Genomic DNA, 18,444 nt, shown 5'->3' with positions numbered 1-18,444 from the left:
AAAATTATCGATTAAAAAGATGGCAATAAAGAAACGACCGGTATCTCCACGCCAAAAGATGATCAATCTGATGTATGTCGTCTTGATGGCAATGCTTGCGTTGAATATCTCTACAGAGGTACTCAACGGCTTCTCCATCGTGGAAGAAAGTTTGAATCGTACCACGGAGAATTCATCTAAGGAGAATGAATCTTTATATGATGATTTCGCTTTGCAGATGAAAACGAATCCCGAAAAGGTGAAAGCGTGGTTCGAAAAGGCTACATCTGTGAAGCAAATGAGCGACTCTCTTTATAATTTTGCGCAGCAATTAAAGGAGCAGATTGTAAGAGAAGCCGATGGTAAAGAAGGAAACGTCCGAGATATAGAGAACAAAGACAATCTCGAGGCAGCCGGTATTGTGATGCTGGCCCCCGCAACGGGGCAGGGCGGAAAGCTGTTTCGCGCAATCAACTCGTATAGGGAGCGTATCCTCAATATGGTTACAGACGAGCAACAACGCAAGATTATTGCCAGTAATCTAACCACCACCTTGCCCAAGAAGGCCCATACGCTGGGCAAAAATTGGCAGGAATATATGTTTGAGAATATGCCTGTGGCAGCTGCCGTTACTTTGTTGTCTAAGTTGCAGAGCGATGTACGCTATGCAGAAGGCGAAGTGCTGCACACGCTTGTTTCTAATATCGATGTTAAAGATATACGCGTCAACAAACTCAGTGCATTTGTCATTCCCGAATCGCGTACAGTCATCAGTGGCGACCAGTTCTCCGCACAGATCGTTATGGCAGCTGTAGACACCACACAACAACCGCAAATTTATGTCGGAGGGCGATTGATCGGTGGCGGAAACTATAGGTTTACGGCCGGTGGAGTAGGAGAACATGAGTTTGGCGGTTATATCACCATGCGTAATGGTAACGGAGAAATCATTCGTCGTAACTTTACGCAAAAGTATTCCGTAGTAGCTCCGAGCGCTACAGTATCGGCCGACCTTATGAATGTGCTCTATGCAGGCTTCGAAAATCCCATTAGCATCAGCATACCCGGTGTGCCTTTGAATGCTGTTTCGGCTATCATGACGGGTGGGGGGCTCCGTTCAGTCGGCATGGGCAGATTTATAGCACGACCGACCACCGTGGGTAGCGATGTTTCAATTACTGTTTCGGCCAATCAAAACGGGCGCGTACGCCAAATGGGAAGCTTTCCGTTCCATGTACGTAAACTACCTGATCCGATTGCATACCTGCAATTAGGTACCGACCGCTTCAAAGGAGGCAGTTTGGCTAAGGCTTCGTTGATGGGAGTTTCCACTGTCAAAGCTGCTATAGACGACGGGTTGCTTGATATTCAATTCCGTGTAATAAGTTTCGAAACCACGTTTTTTGATAATATGGGTAATGCCGTGCCCATGGCTTCGGACGGTGCGCAGTTCACAGAACGGCAGCGCGATGCTTTCCGCAAACTCTCACGCAGTAAACGTTTCTACATTTCGCATGTAACGGCTGTAGGTCCCGACGGTATTACCCGTCGTTTGCCGACTGCTATGGAAGTAGTTGTAAAATAAATATACGATCCGGTCTTTTTAACATATCCAGTCTGTAATTCGGAGAAGAGGCCGCAGTTAATAGAAATAAGATACAGAATAAGAATATAGATTATGAAGCAATTATTGTTGATATTGCTATTGGTTTGTTTCGTACAATCAGCCGATGCCCAGTCTGCACGGCGCAGAGCTGAGCAACAGGCGGCACGCAAATCGAATGCCGACAATATGTCTGTACGTGCACAACTGTCGTTCCCTACATCCGATAAGATGTCTGAAGACGTGGTATGGCGTAGGGATATCTATCGTGAAATCAATCTTACCGACGATGCCAATGCCGGACTTTATTATCCGGTGGAGCCTGTAGGTTCGCAAGTAAACCTGTTTACCTACATTTTCAAGCTCTTTATGACGGGCAATATCCGTGCTTATGAGTACCGGCTCGATGGTAATGAGAACTTCGAAGACTCCTCCGCAGTGAAACGCATGGCCTTTCTCGACAATTATCATATCTATTATGAGCGCACGAACGGGCAAGTCCATATCGATAACAGCGATATCCCTTCGCGCGAAGTCACTGCTTATTATGTGAAAGAAAGTGCTTATTATGATCAGTCTACGGCCACTTTTCATACCAAGGTGTTGGCGTTATGCCCTATAATGAAGCGTGAAGACGACTTCGGAGATGGCGCTACGCCCTATCCTTTGTTTTGGGTAAGGTATGATGATCTGGCACCTTTCCTTGCTAAACAGACCATTATGACGAGTAATCTTAACAATGCAGCCACTATGAGCGTAGACGATTACTTCACAAAAAATATGTATCGTGGTAAAATATATAAGACCACAAATATGTTGGGGCGCACTTTAGCGCAATATTGTACCACGGATTCTGCCATGACAAAGGAGCAGAAACGCATCGAAAAGGAGATATCGGACTTCGAAACGAACATGTGGGGCGACAAACTACGTAAGGATTCGCTCGACAGTATTGCCAAACTCGACAAGAAGAGTTTGAAAGCTGTCAAGAAAAACCGTCGTAGCAGCGGTATTGCACCGAAGACCGTACGCACCAATCGTCGCAGTTCCGGCAGTTCGTCTTCTTCCTCTTCCTCTCCGAGAGTAACCGTGCGTCGTGAACGTCATTGATCTGCTGCGGCTTCTCTCGCAGGATGTTTAATTATCGGATCGGTAACTTTTACCGGTCATATTATTTACAAATTTCAGAAATCAGTATGAAAAAGCTTTTCATTTTGGCATTGCTAACATTTGCAATGTGCTTTACCACAGAGTCTCAGGCTCAGGTAAAGTTCGGCTTGAAAGGTGGTCTTAATGTCACCGATATGTCGTTTAACAAGAGTGTTCTTGCAACTTCCAACCGTGCAGGCTTTTATATAGGTCCTACGGTTCGGTTTTCTTTACCGCTTGTTGGCTTGGGTGTCGATGCTGCAGCTTTGTACGATCAGCGTCAGGCCAAACTTGATGATGTGGAAACTGTAAAGCAGCAGGCCATTAATATCCCTATCAATTTGCGTTACAGCGTAGGTTTAGGCGACCTTGCTTCGGTTTATTTCGCTGCAGGTCCGCAGTTTGGCTTCAATGTAGGTGATAAAGAATTCAAATGGACGAAGAAAGCGGACTATCAGAACACGTTCCAATTCAAGAAATCCAATTTCAGTATAAATCTTGGAGCGGGCGTTTCGTTGATCAAGCATCTCGAAGTAGGTTTCTCATACAATATTGCTTGCGGCAAAACAGGCGATGCCAATGTGTGGGAAACAGTAGGAACAGCCGTACAAAATAAGCTTAAAGGGCGGTCGAATTCATGGCAGATCGGCTTAGCTTATTATTTCTAAGTCTTGTTTTCGGTGCAGAAGCCATCGGTGTGGAAAGGTTATAAGACTTTTCCATGCCGATATAAGGCAGGATCTTTGCAGGTTCTGCCTTTTTTAGTTGACTGCCTTTTTTGCACAATAGGCAGTTACTGTATAGAATATTTGTGCTCCGTATCTTTTTTGTGAATTTTTTCTCTTCTCCATTCTTCGGTAAGATACTTTTGATATGGTTTAGGTGGAAGAGGGGTATCTGTGCTACCTGCCGCCGATAGACGGTACTTGTATTGCCGGTAGGCATGCGATTTATTATCGGTAGATATATAGCCTGTTCATGAAAGGACGGGCAAATTGCACCCATAGGAAATGTACTCCGTACCAATGCAGGCTTTGTAAAAAATATATCTGTTTTACAGGTACTTGTGTACTCTCGGCAGTATGTTTTCGATGCCTAAGTAGTTTGACGCAGATTTATGCTTCGGCGAGCTTACATAGAATAGAGCTTTCGGTGGCGCAGGCGGGCTTTCTCTTCGGCTTCGGCTGTGCTTTCTTCGGTGTCGTTTTCGAAGTATGTCGCAATTACGTCTGCCTTGTTGCCCCGCAAAACGGCTTTCCAGTTACCCGTAACCTTTCCTTTTTGCAGAATTACAGGGAAGAAAATGCCATTGTTCGTAAAAGCTTTACGGGCATGGTCGGGGGCAAGTACGTCGCCCCGATACTTATAAGAAATGATGTATTCATCATAAGAAGGCAAGAAAATGGTATGCTGTGGCATTCTTACTTTTGCGTTGCATGTTTCGTGTATCAGATAAACTCGATTGCCGAAAGTCGCTTTGTGCAGCTCGTTTGCAATGAATTCTACAGCTAAGCGGGCCTCTTTGAGCGACAATCCCGACCACCAACAGAAGTCATCCGTTGTAGCCGGCGCGTGACTTCTAAAGTAATTGCGTGCCAACATGGCAAGGGCTTCTTCTTTTGAGGGTAGAGGTGCTGGCGCTACGCGCTCGTCCAAGAGCATGTAGGTGTGTTCTTTGCCCATGTTGTGTCCGCTGCATATCAGCGCTTCGTTTTCGGCGTTTTCTAAGAAGCGGGTAAGAAAAACATTCTCGGTGTGGATGCCTGTTCCTGCAAGTCGGTCGGCGATTTGTCGTTTGGTCAGGCTCCTGCCGCCTGTAAGCATATCGTGCAACTGCAGATTAAAGTCGTTGTACATGCGTTCGGTGATACCGATACCGTGCGTTTTTACTAAAGATGCGTAGGCCGCCTTGAGCCTGTCGTGCGACAAGGCGAGCATCCAACGAACGTCGTCCGGTGCCACATAATGCCATGTGGGGCGCATTACATGCGTGCGAAGCACACGTCCTTGGTCGATTGCCTGCCCTACCTGCTGCAGGTTTCCGCCGCATATTCTCATGGCAAGGGCAAGTTTTGCCATCGACGGTTGTTGCGCCTGCATGGCTCCCATCCACTTTACAACACTTTGCGCATCGGTAAATATGGGCTTTGCCAGTTGCTGACAGTGCAGACGGATTGCTGGGATATTCATCGTGTAGCGGTTTTTTCTAATACCAAGTTTTAATGTCCATATAGTGTGCGGCGAACTCCTCGGCCTGATGTTCGCGTACTTTTTTGATGAATTTTGCGGGTATTCCGCCCCATATCTCGCATGGAGGTATCTCCGTTCCCTGCGTGACGACGGCGCCGGCCGCCACGATTGCTCCCGCTCCGATTACCGAACGATCGAGCACTACGGCCCCCATACCGATGAGCGCCCCGCGGTGTATGGTGCATCCGTGTACGGTGGCATTGTGACCTATCGACACTTCGTCTTCGATATTTACCGGTATTCCGTGCGATTGATGTATGCAGGCGCCGTCTTGCACGTTTACTTTATTGCCCATGCGTATGCCGGCCACATCGGCTCTGAGCACGGCATTGAACCACACCGAGCAGTCGTTACCCATCGTAATATCGCCCACAATCGCCGCATTCTCTGCGAAATAACAATCTTTACCCCATTGCGGGGCCTTTCCATTCACACTTTTTATAATTGCCATATACCTGTTTTATGGTCGCAAAGTTAGGTAAAATCGCCGTAAAATCGGACAGTCTGTAAGAGAAAACCCATTTTAATGTTCCGAACAGATTGTTTTTTGATACAATTTAGCATATTTGTATGAGTGAGCAGTTCGTATGATAAGAATAAGATTAAGGCATATAATATGACTGTTTGTAAAAAGATATTGGTTGTTCCGTTATTATTATTATCGAATGTTTACGGGCATCCCGACAGCCGTTTATGTTTTGGACGATACGCATAGCCTGTCGTTCGATGTGCGCAAAACAAAGACAGAAACGGAAGAACATATCGAAGCGTATGCAAAAATATCTGTGAGTAACTTGCCTGTGGACTCGCTTCTATGCTATGAGTATTATAACAATGCCGATACGCTGTCGTGCTATGAACAGTTGTATTATATCAGTATTCCTCGGTTAAAAGTCTGCACTGTGCGGATAACATACGATGAAGATAGTGCTGAGGCTGATAACATAAACGAGTTTTCTGTAGATTTGAAATCCGTTTATTTTAGGAAATGTATCGGAAAGGCGACAAATTCATGATCAGTACTTCTTTTTCCCGCTTTCTGTAAGGATAATCGGTAAAAAGTATGTACATTTGCAATGTTAAAATCAAACTGTACTGATCATGAAATTTTTAAGACTGTTTTTTTCAGCCATGTTGGCGGTATGTTTGGGCGTGAAGGCCCATGCGCAGCACCCCGCCTTAATTCCTGTTCCCAACGAAGTGCATTGGGCAGACGGCTATGTAACGATTACGGACAAGACGACCATCGGGTATAGCGATGCCAAGTTGAAGGCTGCAGCAGAATATCTGAAACAAATGCTGGACAGAGCCACGGGATATAATCTGCATGTGAAGAAAGGGAAAGGTGCCATTCTGCTATCGTTAACGAGAGCAGACGCCAATCCGGGTTATTACAAATTGGATGCAAACGGCGGACAGATACGTATTGCGGGTGGTTCGTATCAAGGCGTTATCAACGGTATTTCTACGTTGCGACAGTTGCTTCCTGCCGATATAGAGCAGAAGAAAGTCGTAGCGGGACAGGTTTGGAGAGTGCCCTGCGTGACGATTACCGATAAGCCGCGTTTCGAATGGCGCGGGCTTGAGCTCGATGTGTCGCGCCACTTCTTCTCGAAGGCAGAGATCAAAGAGTTCTTGGATGTAATGGCTCTCTACAAGATGAATAAGTTTCATTGGCACCTGACGGACGACCAAGGGTGGCGAGTCGAGATAAAAAAGTATCCTTTGCTTACGCAGAACGGCGCATGGCGTACTCTTAACGGGCAGGATGATATATGTCTTGACCGTGCTAAACGGGAGGATAATCCAGACTTCAACTTGCCCGAAGACAAGATGAAGATGAAAGACGGCAAGAAAGTGTATGGCGGATACTACACTCAAGACGATATCAGAGAGGTGGTAGCCTATGCGGCTCAGCGCGGTATAGATGTCGTTCCGGAGGTTGATATGCCCGGACATTCGGCATGTGCCATTAGTAATTACGACGGTCTTTCGTGCTTCAAAGAAACCAAATGGCGTTCTTTTTCTTCGCCGATGTGCCCGGGGAAAGACCGTATGTTGGAATTCTGTAAAGACGTTTATCGCGAGATATTCAGCCTGTTCCCGTATAAATACGTGCATATAGGCGGCGATGAAGTGGATATGACCGACTGGAAATCATGCCCCGATTGCCAGAAACGCATGCGTGAGAATAACCTGAAAAGCGAGCCGGAATTACAGGCTTGGTTCAATAAATATATGGAACGTTTTTTCCATGAGAACGGCAAACAGATGATAGGTTGGGACGAAATTCTCGATGGAGGGATTTCTCCCGAAGCTACAGTTATGTGGTGGCGCAGTTGGGCACCCAATGTGTTGGGACGAAGTTTGGCAAATGGAAACAAAGTAATATGCACTCCGAACACACAGTTCTATCTCGATTATAACGAAGACGGCAACAGTATCGGTAAAATATATGATTTCAGAACTATTCCCGGTGTAGAGAATGCACAGCAAGAAGCAATGGTTATGGGTGTTCAGGGGAATATCTGGACCGAGTTTATCCCGTCGAGAGAACGCATGTTTTTTATGGCTTATCCGCGTGCCGTGGCTATTGCAGAGCTGGGTTGGAGCAATGTAAAAGACATGAACCTCGGTGATTTCAATAAAAGGCTGATTGTACATTTGAAACGTTTGCAGAAACTGAATATACCGTATCATACGCCCGTGCTGCAAGGATTTAACGATGTAAACGTGTTTGTAGATAAAGCAAAGGTGAATGTTAGTTGTTCCGATCCCGATGCTGTGATAAGATATACTACGGATGGCAGCTTCCCGAACGGGCAATCGCCTATGTATAAGGCTGGTATGACTGTAGACAGTACGACGAATTTCATCTTCCGAACGTTCGATCATGCCGGTCGTCGCGGTGAAATGTTCAGAGTTCAGTACCTGCAGGAAGATTATGTACCGGCAGTACAGGTGCCTGCCAAGCTCAACGGTTTGTCTGCAGCATGGCATGATTATGCCGGAGAAAGCTGCCGAGAAATAGACAAGTCGCCCCTCAAAGGTAACTATGTGGCGAAAGGTGTTGTGATACCTGAAGAGGTAAAAGGTAATATCGGATTGATTTTAACGGGCTATATTGATGTGCCGGAAGATGATATTTATACTTTCAGACTGTTGTCTGACGATGGCAGCCTGCTGTATTTGGATGGAAAACTGATGCTCGATAATGACGGCGGGCATGCTCCCATAGAGAAGAATACGCAGCATGCTATGTGCAAAGGCATGCACAAAATCATGGTAAAATACTTCGATCACAACGGTGGGGTGTTGAAAATGACGGTTTTGGACTCTAAGGGTAACCCGCTCGATACACAGAATTTGTACTGGCATTAATATAAAACGCAGTGAACGGCGCTACGGCTGTTCACTGCGTTTTGTTTTATTTATTTTCATCTGAACGGTTGTCTGCCGTTCTTATTTATTTCAATTTACTTCGTAACAACCTGCTTAATACGCTGCAATCCCTCCATCATCTGGCTGCGAGGACATGCAATGTTCAGCCGTATAAAGCCCTCGCCGGTCTGCCGGCCATACATGGTACCGCTGTTGACTTTTACTTTTGCTTCGCTCAGGAGTTTTTCGGTAAGTGCGTCGGAAGATATTCCGAGAGGCTTGATATTTACCCATACAAGGTAAGTTCCTTCGAGGCGTGTGACTTCTAACTGCGGCATGTTGGCCGCAAAATAGGTTTTCAGTGCCAGATAATTGTCATAAAGATAGGCGTTGAGGGCATCTAACCAATCGGAACCTTCGTTGTATGCTGCCTGCAGGGCTATGACTCCGAATGGATTTACATCGCATACTTCGTTGATATTGATAGCACGGTCGATACGCAGGCGTGTCTCCTTATCATTGCAGATGATGTTGGCGATCTGTAAGCCAGCCGTGTTGAAAGATTTCGAAGGTGAGTTGCAGGTTATCGAGTTGTTGAGTGTATCCTCCGAAATCGATGCAAACGGCACGAACGTATGGCCGGGCATAACGAGCTCACAGTGTATTTCGTCGGCTATTACTTTCACTCCGTGCTTCATACACAGTTCGTTCATGCGCAGCAGTTCTTCGCGCTTCCACACCCGTCCGGCAGGATTGTGGGGATTGCATAGAATGAACAGCTTGACAAGAGGATCGCTTAATTTGGCCTCGAAGTCGTTCCAGTCTACATAGTAGGTGTTTTTCTGATAAACGAGGGGGCTTTCTACCGCCTCGCATCCGTTGTTTTTTATTGAAGAAAAGAAGCAGTTATATACGGGAGACTGTATAAGTACTTTGTCTTTAGGCTGCGTAAGCGCCTTGATAATAGCCGAAAGAGCGGGCACAACGCCCGATGTATAGAGAATCCACGAGCGGTCTATCTGCCATTGGTGGCGGCGATTGAACCAGCCGATGACCGCATCGTAATACGAACTCGGTACGAGTGTGTAGCCGAAAATGCCATGTTCTACACGGCGTTGCAGGGCTTCGATAATGCAAGGAGCTGTTTGGAAATCCATATCGGCTACCCACATCGGGATGATGTCGCTGCCTTTAAGTTCGTCCCATTTATAGGAATTAGTACCTCTTCGTGTAATGATTTTGTCGAAATCGTAGTTCATAACCTATTTAAGTTTAATGAGCATTTGTTATGATTGGCGGGTGATGATCTCGCAGTCGGCAGGAGCAATCACGTTCTTGTCTATTGTTACCGAGCCAATTTCATCGGCAATGATCTTTCCGGAAGTAGGATTTTTAATATTTGTGATGGCTCCTTTGATGTCTGCGTTTACGGTTGAATATTCGAAAGCTCGGTCGCAATCCTTGTCGAACGTACAGTTTTCGAGAGTCAGGTTGTCTGCATAGCACAGCGGTTGCTCCCCCTTGATGTGACAGTTTACGAGTCTAAGGTTTTTAGAGTGCCACCCTAAATATTCTCCATCGAGTTCCGAGTCGTACACAGTTACGTTTTCGGTTTCCCAGAACGAGTCTTTTGTAGTGATTTTTGCATTGCGTATTTCTGCATTCTTTACATACTGGAATACATATTTGGCATCGCTGGCAAGACCGTCTACCTTGATATTCCGGCTTCCCATGAACGGGTATGTGCCGTCGTGCAGCTCTACATTCTTTAAAATAAGACCGTCTATGTTCCAAAAAGTCTCGTCTGCATCGGTTATCTTTACGTTTTCAAGTTCCAAATTCCGCATCTCTCGGAAGAATTTGGGGCCGTCTATAATGCTGTCGGTTATCCTCATATTGTATGAATACCATATTGCCGAGCGCGATTCCGGTGCGAAATAGCAATCTGAGATATTGGCTCCATCTACGTGCCACCATGGATATTTGCCGTAAAATCTACAGTTATGAGCATCTACATCGGTACATTCTTTAATAGCCGATTCCCCGTCTGTGATTGTTACATTTTCTAATTGTACGTTATGAATTTCGAAAAGAGGACGCTCGCCACCGAACTCTTTGTCTTTTATAATTTCTTTCTGCATGATAATTTATTTCTATTTGTGCCGGCAAAAGTACAAATATAATCATAATAAACATGTAAACGAATTACGGATAATCGTACCAAAATTGCAGGAGGAAACTGAAAGTATCGGTTCTAAATGCCTATTGTTTCAATATTTCCACGTGCAATGTTTGCTCTATCAGGTCAATGATATAGTCTATATTGTCTGTGTTGAAATCGGCTGTAAGCCGTTTGTTGTAATCATTGGCCGAAAGTTTTACGCCGTAATAGAGTTCGAGATCGTCTAATACTTGGCGCATAGATGCATTGTGAAAGTAAAATTTATGCGTCGCCCATGCCAGATGATTTATGTTGCCATTGGCCATAATCCGTGGCTTATCGCTGCCTTTACCAAGCGTAGCACGCATGCCTTGCGTAAGTATTATGCCGTTGTGTGAATTTTTCGAGGAGAATATAACTTTTCCGTTGGTAACGAATACCGTTGCTGCATCTAAGGTTTCGGCGATTTCGAACTTGGTTCCGAGCACTTCCACCTGTCCCATATCGCCTGTAATCCTAAAGGATTTCTCCGGATCATGGTGCACCTCGAAGTAAATTTTACCCGTCATAGCCACCGTACGACAGTCGTTCTCGCTGTATTGAAGTGAGGAGTGAGGCGAAAGCGTTACTTTTGTACTGTCGGGAAGTATAAAGGTTTGCACTGCATTTTCTGTCGTCAGTACCGTTTGTTTTTGGTGGAAAAGCATGAATGCTCCGGCAGTTATCAAGGTTATCACGGTTGCCGCTGCTGCTGATATGCCCCATGTAGAACGGCGACATGTTCTGCCTGTGCGAACTTTGAACAGGCCGATGGCACGTTGTGTATCGATTTTTCCTTCGTTGTAATATCGAAGTACGAAATCAATTTCTTTCTTGTTGTTCTTTTCCATTTTAAGGTTTCTTTTCATACTGTTTGATTATGTGGGGGAAATGTTATTGTTGAGGAAGGTCTATCCAGTCGCACTGGGTATGGTTGCAGGCACCCATTACACCGATACCCCCCGTTATATTCGAGAATGTAGGGGTAATTTGTGCCAGTCCGTGTTTGGCCAGATCGTTGTTGATAATATCGTTCAGCGATTTCAGAAAATGATAATATTCCGGAGAGAGCTTATATAAAAATATCTTGAATTGCACTTTAGCCTCGTTTGTAGACTGCACCTGTGTCTGGTAGGTCGGGATATTCAAGTGCAAAGTATAGCTTTTACCGTTGATGCTTCGGTCGTTGAAGATATAGAAATATTGATAGAAATGATTGCTGAAGCCTAAGTTTTTATCAAGATCGGATAGCGGTTTAAAGAGCTCTTCTCCATGTATATCGAGTGCAGCCCATATCAGAGACGTATCTCGTTGTGCCGAAGGATTGCCCTGCATGCCGTTTTTTTGCTTATTACCATGGCCGGATGACCGCTGTGGAAAGATAGTTCTAATGAGTACTTTTATGCCATAAAAGTCTTCTGTGTCGGCAAGATCGGAAAAGGAGGCCTGCAATTGATAGTAGTCAGTCTTAGTATAATCATCGTCGATACGGCTGACCAAATCTATTTGTTTGAATAATATGGGTACGGATTCCGGAATAACTGTGGATGAAGAAATGGCCGGATAGCCTTCGGCAGATACTTGCATTTGAATTATATCACCCACATGTTGTTTGGCCAAAACATAATAGTACCCATGTTTGTAAGGGTGTACTTTGCATATATTGCCGTTTACTGTGTATTTGATATCTGCATTGTTGATCGGGGGTATCTGTTTTTTATCTTTTTCCTGTGAAAGACTTATGGGAATAGAACCCGACAGATAGATGAAAGTTGTATCGTTAAGAGAGGGGAAAGTATATGCTACGATCTTCCGCGTATCGCCCAACTTTCCCAAATCGAAGTTGTCGCGACACGATACGTTAATTACAAATATGGATAATATAAATAGGTACCTTTTCATATAGGAGTCAGAATTTGATGGTATAACTTGCCGATGGAATAATCGGAATAAAGCCTTTTGTTTGCGCATAATATTGCCCGTTGTTGTTTCGTTTGATTTTTACATATAAAGTGTTAAGATGACAGTATGCGTTGAAAATGCTTATATTCCATATACGTTCGTGCCCACGTTTGGTTGTATGGCGAAAATCTACGCCTATATCGAGCCGGTGATATGCCGGCAACGATACATTGTTGGGACAGTTGTAAACAAATCCATGCCTTTCTGTTTGTTCTTCTTCGGGATAAGTGGCTTGCGGGATATGGCCGGGAACTCCCGAAGGTATATCCGGAAAAGCGATATATTGTGTGGGCAATGTGAGCCGATTACCGGTGTGATAGTTCCATGATGCAAAGCCGTAAATACGGTTGGAAAGTCTGTAACGGCATACGATGTTCAGTTTATGACGATTGTCGAACTTATCGTAATACCAGTCTTTGTAAAAGTCGTTAAACTTTCTTTCGTTCCATGATAGTGTGTAAGCGGCATCTAAGTTTATCCGTTTGTTTTTATACGACAGGTCTACTTCCATGCCGTAAAAGCGTCCTTTCCCGGCTATAATATCGTTGTCCCACTTGTCGGCAGGCGGTTCCAGTCCCATCCAATTCTTGTATTGCGTAAGATGACGTGAGTATTTGTAATAACCTTCTACAGAGATAAACAAACGTTTGTTCAGTTGTGAGTATCCTCCCACGGCGATTTGATAAGATCGCATGGGCTTTAGACGTGCGGTAGTGGGCACCCAATAGTCTGTAGGCATGTCTAAATAAGTATTCGATATTTTGTGTATGAATTGCGTCATGGTGGTAAACGACGTTTTTAGAGAAGTGTATTGAGAGAGCTGATACTTTATAGCAAAGCGCGGATCTATATTGGCAAAGGTTTTTCTATCTGCATAGAACGTGTCGAAGTGTAGTCCGGCATTCAGACTCCAATGCCTGTTTACCGTAAATTCATCTTCTATATAAAGGTTTGTTTCGAGTGCCTGTTGGTAGTTTCTGCCTTCCATTCTTACGGAATCCAGTTGCTTTGTATTGCCTGCACTTCCGTATATATCGAGCCTACTGTAAGTCTGCGGACGAAATATGTGGTACGTATAATTGTTGCCGAACCTGATATGATGCTTAGGAATAGGGCGATAATCGAACTCGGTGCGGTAACCCACATCGTAAATGGTAGAGCGGTAACCATGACGAGTGTACGTTATGTTGTGCACATCGGCATTGTGCATCGTGCGATCATCATCATAATTATCGTAGATGGAATTATAATATGAGCATACGGCTGTAAAGTTTGCGAAAAGTTTTGGCGATAACTGTATGTTCCAGTCGAGGGCTGCATTGAAGTTACCCCATTTGAATGAAGTCTCTGTAACGCAATGTTCGACGAATTGTCCCGATTTCCATTCGTATCTGTCCTTTGTTCTTAATGCATCATGTCCGGAATAAATGCTTAGCGAAATCTTGTTCCGATTGTTGAACAGATGGGTTATTTTTCCGTTGATATCATGGAAGTGATAGTTTATCGTAAACTTTTCTTCCTTGTTGTTATGGTTGATGATGGCGAAAATCGGTTTCGATAATATGTCTATCCAACTGCGCCTGATGCCGAAGTTGAAAGATGTTTTTCCTTTACGTATCGGGCCTTCTACTTGGAAACGGCCGTCGAGTAATCCTATGCTGTAGCTGCTATGGAAACTGTTCATGTTGCCATCGTTGGTACGTACATCTATTACGGAAGACAATCGTCCGCCATAACGTGCCGGAAAGCCGCTCTTGTAGAAATCCACGTTCTTTACAACATCGGTATTGAACGAAGAAAACACGCCGAGAGTGTGATTTGTGTGATATAGAGGGGTGCCGTCGAGCAAGAAGAGGTTCTCGTCGTTGTTGCCACCATGTACATATAAGCCCGATGTAATTTCAATTCCCTCAGCTACACCCGATATGCGTTGCAGACTTTTTACCACGTCAGGCGAGCTGAATAGTGCAAATTCCGTCTTTAGGTCTTTCGATGTGAGCGATCGTTTGCCCGTCTGTGTGGTCAATATGGGCGAGTTAAGGTTGCCCGTTACCACTATTTCGGCGATATTTGCATTCTCTATGAGCGATACATCTATGGTCTTGTTGCTATAAAGCATAATTGTATCGTGCACATCTTTATAACCTATGTAAGATATTGTGATGTTGTGTTGCCCTTCGGGTAAGGTAAGACTGAAATACCCATGCTCGTTTGTCATCGTTCCTGTACCGGTTGTTTTATCGAACACGGTAGCATTGATCAGCGTTTCTCCCTTTGTATCGCGGATATACCCGTTTAGTGTGTGGCGTAGCAGTACGGTTTCCTTGCACAATTCTGTCCGTTTCTTTTTCTTCTTGGTAAGTATTATGTAACAGTCTTTTAGTGTCCATTCTATTTCCGTATTTGCAAATAGTAGGGTGAGGCTCCTTTTTAAAGGGAGTCCGATAAGCGATTTACCTCGGTAGGGGCGGTCTACATCGATAGAGGCATCGTAGATGAAGTTTACTTTCAGTTCACGGTGAATACGTTTCATCTGTTGCCTGATGGTTGTAAGCGGTTTTTCCGCCCTGCACACATCTGGCAACAGTATGAACAATGATAGAATGATATATGTGTAGAAAATTTGCTTCATCCGTTCAAATATATACGCTTTAATTGCTTAATTATTGCGTTTTCAACCTCTTAACCATCTATTTTAAGGAGTCGGGCGCTTCGATCAGCAGGCGAAATGTTAGTATCTATGATCAAATGTAGTGAATGTATCCTGAAAAAATCAAGCGAGATATTTATGCTATTCTTGCTGTATTCCTGCCTTTCGAGCGCCTTATCCTTTCTTTTTGAGTTAATTGTCTTTTTTGAATATGAATGAATTACTGTTTATGTGTCTGCATCTGCTTCGTGGTTTATAGACCTTTCAACAGGATGCGGGTGTCGTTCTTCGTATCAGATATAAGGCTGTCGTGGCCTTGTCCTATACGGATTTGTCCACAAAAGTTTTATTCATATACATTTTTAAGACGCGAGAAAGAGGAAATCCCCTATACCTATATCGCTTTTTTTCTAAAAATATTTTTTCGATGGAATGGATGGTATGCTTGGCTCCATGATACAATTACAGAAAATGCACTTTTGTGGGTGCATCGATATTTCTTCCGTATATATAATATATATGCGTTTAAATATTAATGAAAGACAGTATCTTATCGGTGGCGCCTGCTCTGTTTTTAACGAACATACCGGCTGCGAGACCGCTGCTCTTTAGGTAATCTGAATTGTTGATGAAGCGGTTCATCTGATGTGTAAACGATGGATAATTGATTATCTCGAAGCCTCCTTGAGCTATGAGTAGCCCTTGTGCTTCCTGAAAATGGTGGTTGTTGGGACCGAAGATTACCGGAACTTGCCATACGGCAGCCTCCAGTACGTTATGAATACCTACGCCGAACCCGCCGCCTACGTAAGCAATTTCACCGTAATGATAGATACTCGATAGTAATCCGAAGCAATCTATGATGAGGCAATCGGCCTGTTGGGCTTCTTCGGGGGTGGCTTGCGTGTAGCGTATGGCCTTGCGATGAAGTTTTTGGGTGATTTCTTTCAGATGGTCTTCCGAAATAACATGCGGCGCAATAATTACTTTCCAATCCTTGTGGATGTTGAAGAATTTAATAAAGATATCTTCATCTGGCTGCCAACTTGAGCCTGCCACGAAAACTTTGTTCTCACCTTTGAACGCTTCGATAATAGGAAGTTGCTTGCTTGCCTCTTTGATTTGGAGTACACGGTCGAAGCGTGTGTCGCCTGTAATCGTAACGTCTGTGATACCAATAGTGGAAAGAAGATACTTACTTATTTCGTTCTGAACGAAGAAATGGGTAAAGCAATTGAGCACTTTACCGTATTGACGGCCGTACCATTTAAAAAAAACTTGATCGGGACGGAATATGCTTGATACGCTATATACGGGTACATGACGGTGTTTGAGGATGTGTAAATAGTTGTACCAGAACTCGTATTTGATGAAAAACGCCATCACCGGACGTATGGCACGCAGGAACCTACGGGCATTACGAATAGTGTCGAGGGGGAGATAGCAGATGATGTCGGCTCCCTTGTAATCCTTTCTGACTTCATAACCTGATGGTGAAAAGAATGTCAGTAAAATCTTGTATTCGGGATGCTCGCTTCGTACACGCTCCATCAACGGGCGCCCTTGTTCGAATTCTCCCAAGGATGCGGCGTGGAACCAAACGTATTGATCATTGGGATTTACCTTTTCTTGCAGTATCTTAATAGTTTGGCGTTCGCCATGCCACATCTTCTTAACTTTCTTACTGAAGATGCTGGCTATCGCTACGCCCAATAGGTATATGTAAATGGTGAGATTGTACATGCCTTATTTTAGTATCTCAATAGCTCTTCGTAAGCGTTTTATTGTTTCTACTTTCCCGAGGAAGGCACTGATGTCGAACATACCGGGCCCTTTCCCTATGCCTACGAGTGCCAAACGGAATGCGTTCATCACATCGCCGAGTTTATATCCTTTTTTCGCAACCCATGCAAGTACTGCCTTTTCTTGTTCTTCAATGGAGAAGTCTTCGATATTTTCGAGTACGTCGGCAAGTTCTCCCATTACTTGGGCAGAGTCTTCTTTCCAACGTTTACGTACGGTCTTTTCGTCGTATTCTATCGGGGCAATGAAGAAGAATGAACAAAGTTCCCATAGTTCTTTAACGAAATTTACGCGATCTTTCATCATGTGAACTACGAGTGTAATACGTTCCATGGTCTCGTCTATGCCATTATTGGCGACAATCGGGGCAAAAAGATGTGCGATCTCATCATCGCTTTTTCTAAGAATATATTCATGATTGAACCAAATTCCTTTCTGATAATCGAAACGGGCGCCCGATTTAGAGCATTTGGTTATATCGAAAAGGTTAACCAACTCTCTAAGCGAGAAGATTTCTTGGTCTGTTCCCGGGTGCCATCCCAATAATGCAAGAAAATTAACTACGGCTTCGGGGAAGTATCCGCTTTCACGATAGCCGCTGCAAACTTCACCTGTTTTTGGATCATGCCATTCCAATGGAAAAACGGGGAAGCCGAGACGGTCTCCGTCGCGCTTGCTTAATTTGCCTTTGCCTTCCGGTTTTAGCAGAAGCGGAAGATGTGCGAATTGGGGCATTGTGTCGTCCCAACCGAAGGCGTGATATAGGAGTACGTGCAATGGAGCACTTGGCAACCATTCTTCACCGCGGATTACATGAGTAATCTCCATCAGATGATCGTCGACAATATTAGCAAGGTGATAGGTGGGAAGCTCGTCGGAACTTTTATAGAGTACCTTGTCGTCTATGATATCGCTTTTGACTGTCACTTCGCCACGGATGAGATCGTGGACATGGATTTCTTGTCCGGGTTCGACTTTAAAACGAACTACGTATTGTTCTCCGTCTTCTATACGTTGTTTCCACTCGCTACGATCCATTGTAAGAGAATTGCGCATCTGCATACGTGTATGGGAATCGTATTGGAAGTTTGGAGTTTTATTGCGCTTCTGATCTAATTCTTCCGGGGTGTCAAAGGCAATGTAAGCTTTACCGTTATCCAGTAATTGTTGTACATATTTTTTGTATATCTCTCTTCTTTCACTTTGACGATAAGGACCATGTTGCCCACCAAAGCTTACTCCTTCATCGAATTTAATGCCTAACCATTTAAAGGATTCTATAATATATTCTTCTGCTCCCTGTACAAAACGGTGCGAATCTGTATCTTCAATTCTGAAAACAAGTTCTCCATTATGTTGGTGTGCGAATAGATAATTATATAGTGCGGTACGTACGCCACCGATATGTAAAGGCCCTGTAGGGCTCGGTGCAAAGCGCACTCTGACTTTTCTTTCTGCCATCTTAAT

14 protein-coding genes are annotated in these 18,444 nt (G+C 44.3%); 5 read left to right on the top strand and 9 right to left on the bottom strand.

What is annotated here, in order from left to right:
- The first annotated feature begins 19 nt into the window (after positions 1–19).
- The 3 genes from porM (at position 20) to BN3912_RS05240 (ending at position 3,399) form a co-directional block, all read left to right on the top strand.
- On the top strand, positions 20–1,564 hold the full coding sequence (porM, locus tag BN3912_RS05250; RefSeq protein ID WP_023984596.1) for a type IX secretion system motor protein PorM/GldM: 1,545 nt from the start codon (positions 20–22) through the stop codon (positions 1,562–1,564).
- Between the two features lie 93 nt (positions 1,565–1,657).
- Positions 1,658–2,692, top strand: a complete 1,035-nt coding sequence (porN, locus tag BN3912_RS05245; protein WP_023984597.1) for a type IX secretion system ring subunit PorN/GldN — start codon at positions 1,658–1,660, stop codon at positions 2,690–2,692.
- An 86-nt stretch (positions 2,693–2,778) separates the two neighbouring features.
- Entirely contained in the window at positions 2,779–3,399 is a 621-nt protein-coding gene (locus BN3912_RS05240; RefSeq protein WP_023984598.1) for a porin family protein, read from the top strand.
- Between the two features lie 463 nt (positions 3,400–3,862).
- On the opposite strand, the gene BN3912_RS05235 is transcribed toward BN3912_RS05240, so the two are convergent.
- Together BN3912_RS05235 and BN3912_RS05230 are read right to left on the bottom strand one after the other, a co-directional pair.
- Entirely contained in the window at positions 3,863–4,921 is a 1,059-nt protein-coding gene (locus tag BN3912_RS05235; protein ID WP_023984600.1) for a winged helix DNA-binding domain-containing protein, read from the bottom strand.
- A gap of 16 nt (positions 4,922–4,937) precedes the next feature.
- A complete protein-coding gene (locus BN3912_RS05230) occupies positions 4,938–5,432 on the bottom strand; it encodes a gamma carbonic anhydrase family protein (RefSeq protein ID WP_023984601.1) in 495 nt (164 codons plus the stop codon).
- 214 nt (positions 5,433–5,646) lie between these two features.
- Between BN3912_RS05230 and BN3912_RS05225 the strand changes: the two genes are divergently transcribed.
- Positions 5,647–5,997 carry a hypothetical protein gene (locus tag BN3912_RS05225; RefSeq protein WP_036859828.1) on the top strand — a complete coding sequence of 117 codons (351 nt, stop codon included), beginning with the start codon at positions 5,647–5,649 and terminating at the stop codon, positions 5,995–5,997.
- Between the two features lie 85 nt (positions 5,998–6,082).
- Entirely contained in the window at positions 6,083–8,362 is a 2,280-nt protein-coding gene (locus BN3912_RS05220) for a family 20 glycosylhydrolase (RefSeq protein WP_023984603.1), read from the top strand.
- 95 nt (positions 8,363–8,457) lie between these two features.
- On the opposite strand, the gene BN3912_RS05215 is transcribed toward BN3912_RS05220, so the two are convergent.
- From BN3912_RS05215 to gltX, 7 genes are all read right to left on the bottom strand, one after another.
- Entirely contained in the window at positions 8,458–9,621 is a 1,164-nt protein-coding gene (locus BN3912_RS05215; protein ID WP_023984604.1) for a MalY/PatB family protein, read from the bottom strand.
- A 27-nt stretch (positions 9,622–9,648) separates the two neighbouring features.
- A complete protein-coding gene (locus BN3912_RS05210) occupies positions 9,649–10,503 on the bottom strand; it encodes a DUF3737 family protein (RefSeq protein WP_004369485.1) in 855 nt (284 codons plus the stop codon).
- Positions 10,504–10,624: 121 nt separating this feature from the next.
- Positions 10,625–11,431 (bottom strand): FecR family protein, encoded by an 807-nt coding sequence (locus BN3912_RS05205; protein ID WP_036859780.1) that lies wholly within the window; start codon positions 11,429–11,431, stop codon positions 10,625–10,627.
- 25 nt (positions 11,432–11,456) lie between these two features.
- Complete coding sequence (locus BN3912_RS05200) at positions 11,457–12,464, bottom strand: DUF4249 domain-containing protein (RefSeq protein ID WP_230204655.1); 1,008 nt, start codon at positions 12,462–12,464, stop codon at positions 11,457–11,459.
- A gap of 7 nt (positions 12,465–12,471) precedes the next feature.
- Positions 12,472–15,156, bottom strand: a complete 2,685-nt coding sequence (locus BN3912_RS05195; protein ID WP_023984607.1) for a TonB-dependent receptor — start codon at positions 15,154–15,156, stop codon at positions 12,472–12,474.
- 543 nt (positions 15,157–15,699) lie between these two features.
- Positions 15,700–16,917, bottom strand: a complete 1,218-nt coding sequence (locus BN3912_RS05185; protein ID WP_023984609.1) for a 3-deoxy-D-manno-octulosonic acid transferase — start codon at positions 16,915–16,917, stop codon at positions 15,700–15,702.
- Between the two features lie 3 nt (positions 16,918–16,920).
- Positions 16,921–18,438, bottom strand: coding sequence for a glutamate--tRNA ligase (gene gltX, locus BN3912_RS05180; RefSeq protein WP_036859830.1), 1,518 nt, complete (start codon positions 18,436–18,438; stop codon positions 16,921–16,923).
- Between the last annotated feature and the right edge of the window lie 6 nt (positions 18,439–18,444).

Source organism: Prevotella phocaeensis, assembly GCF_900065875.1.
Classification (GTDB): domain Bacteria; phylum Bacteroidota; class Bacteroidia; order Bacteroidales; family Bacteroidaceae; genus Prevotella; species Prevotella phocaeensis.
Note: the sequence above shows the minus strand (reverse complement) of the source record. Positions and strands in the feature narration are given on the sequence as shown.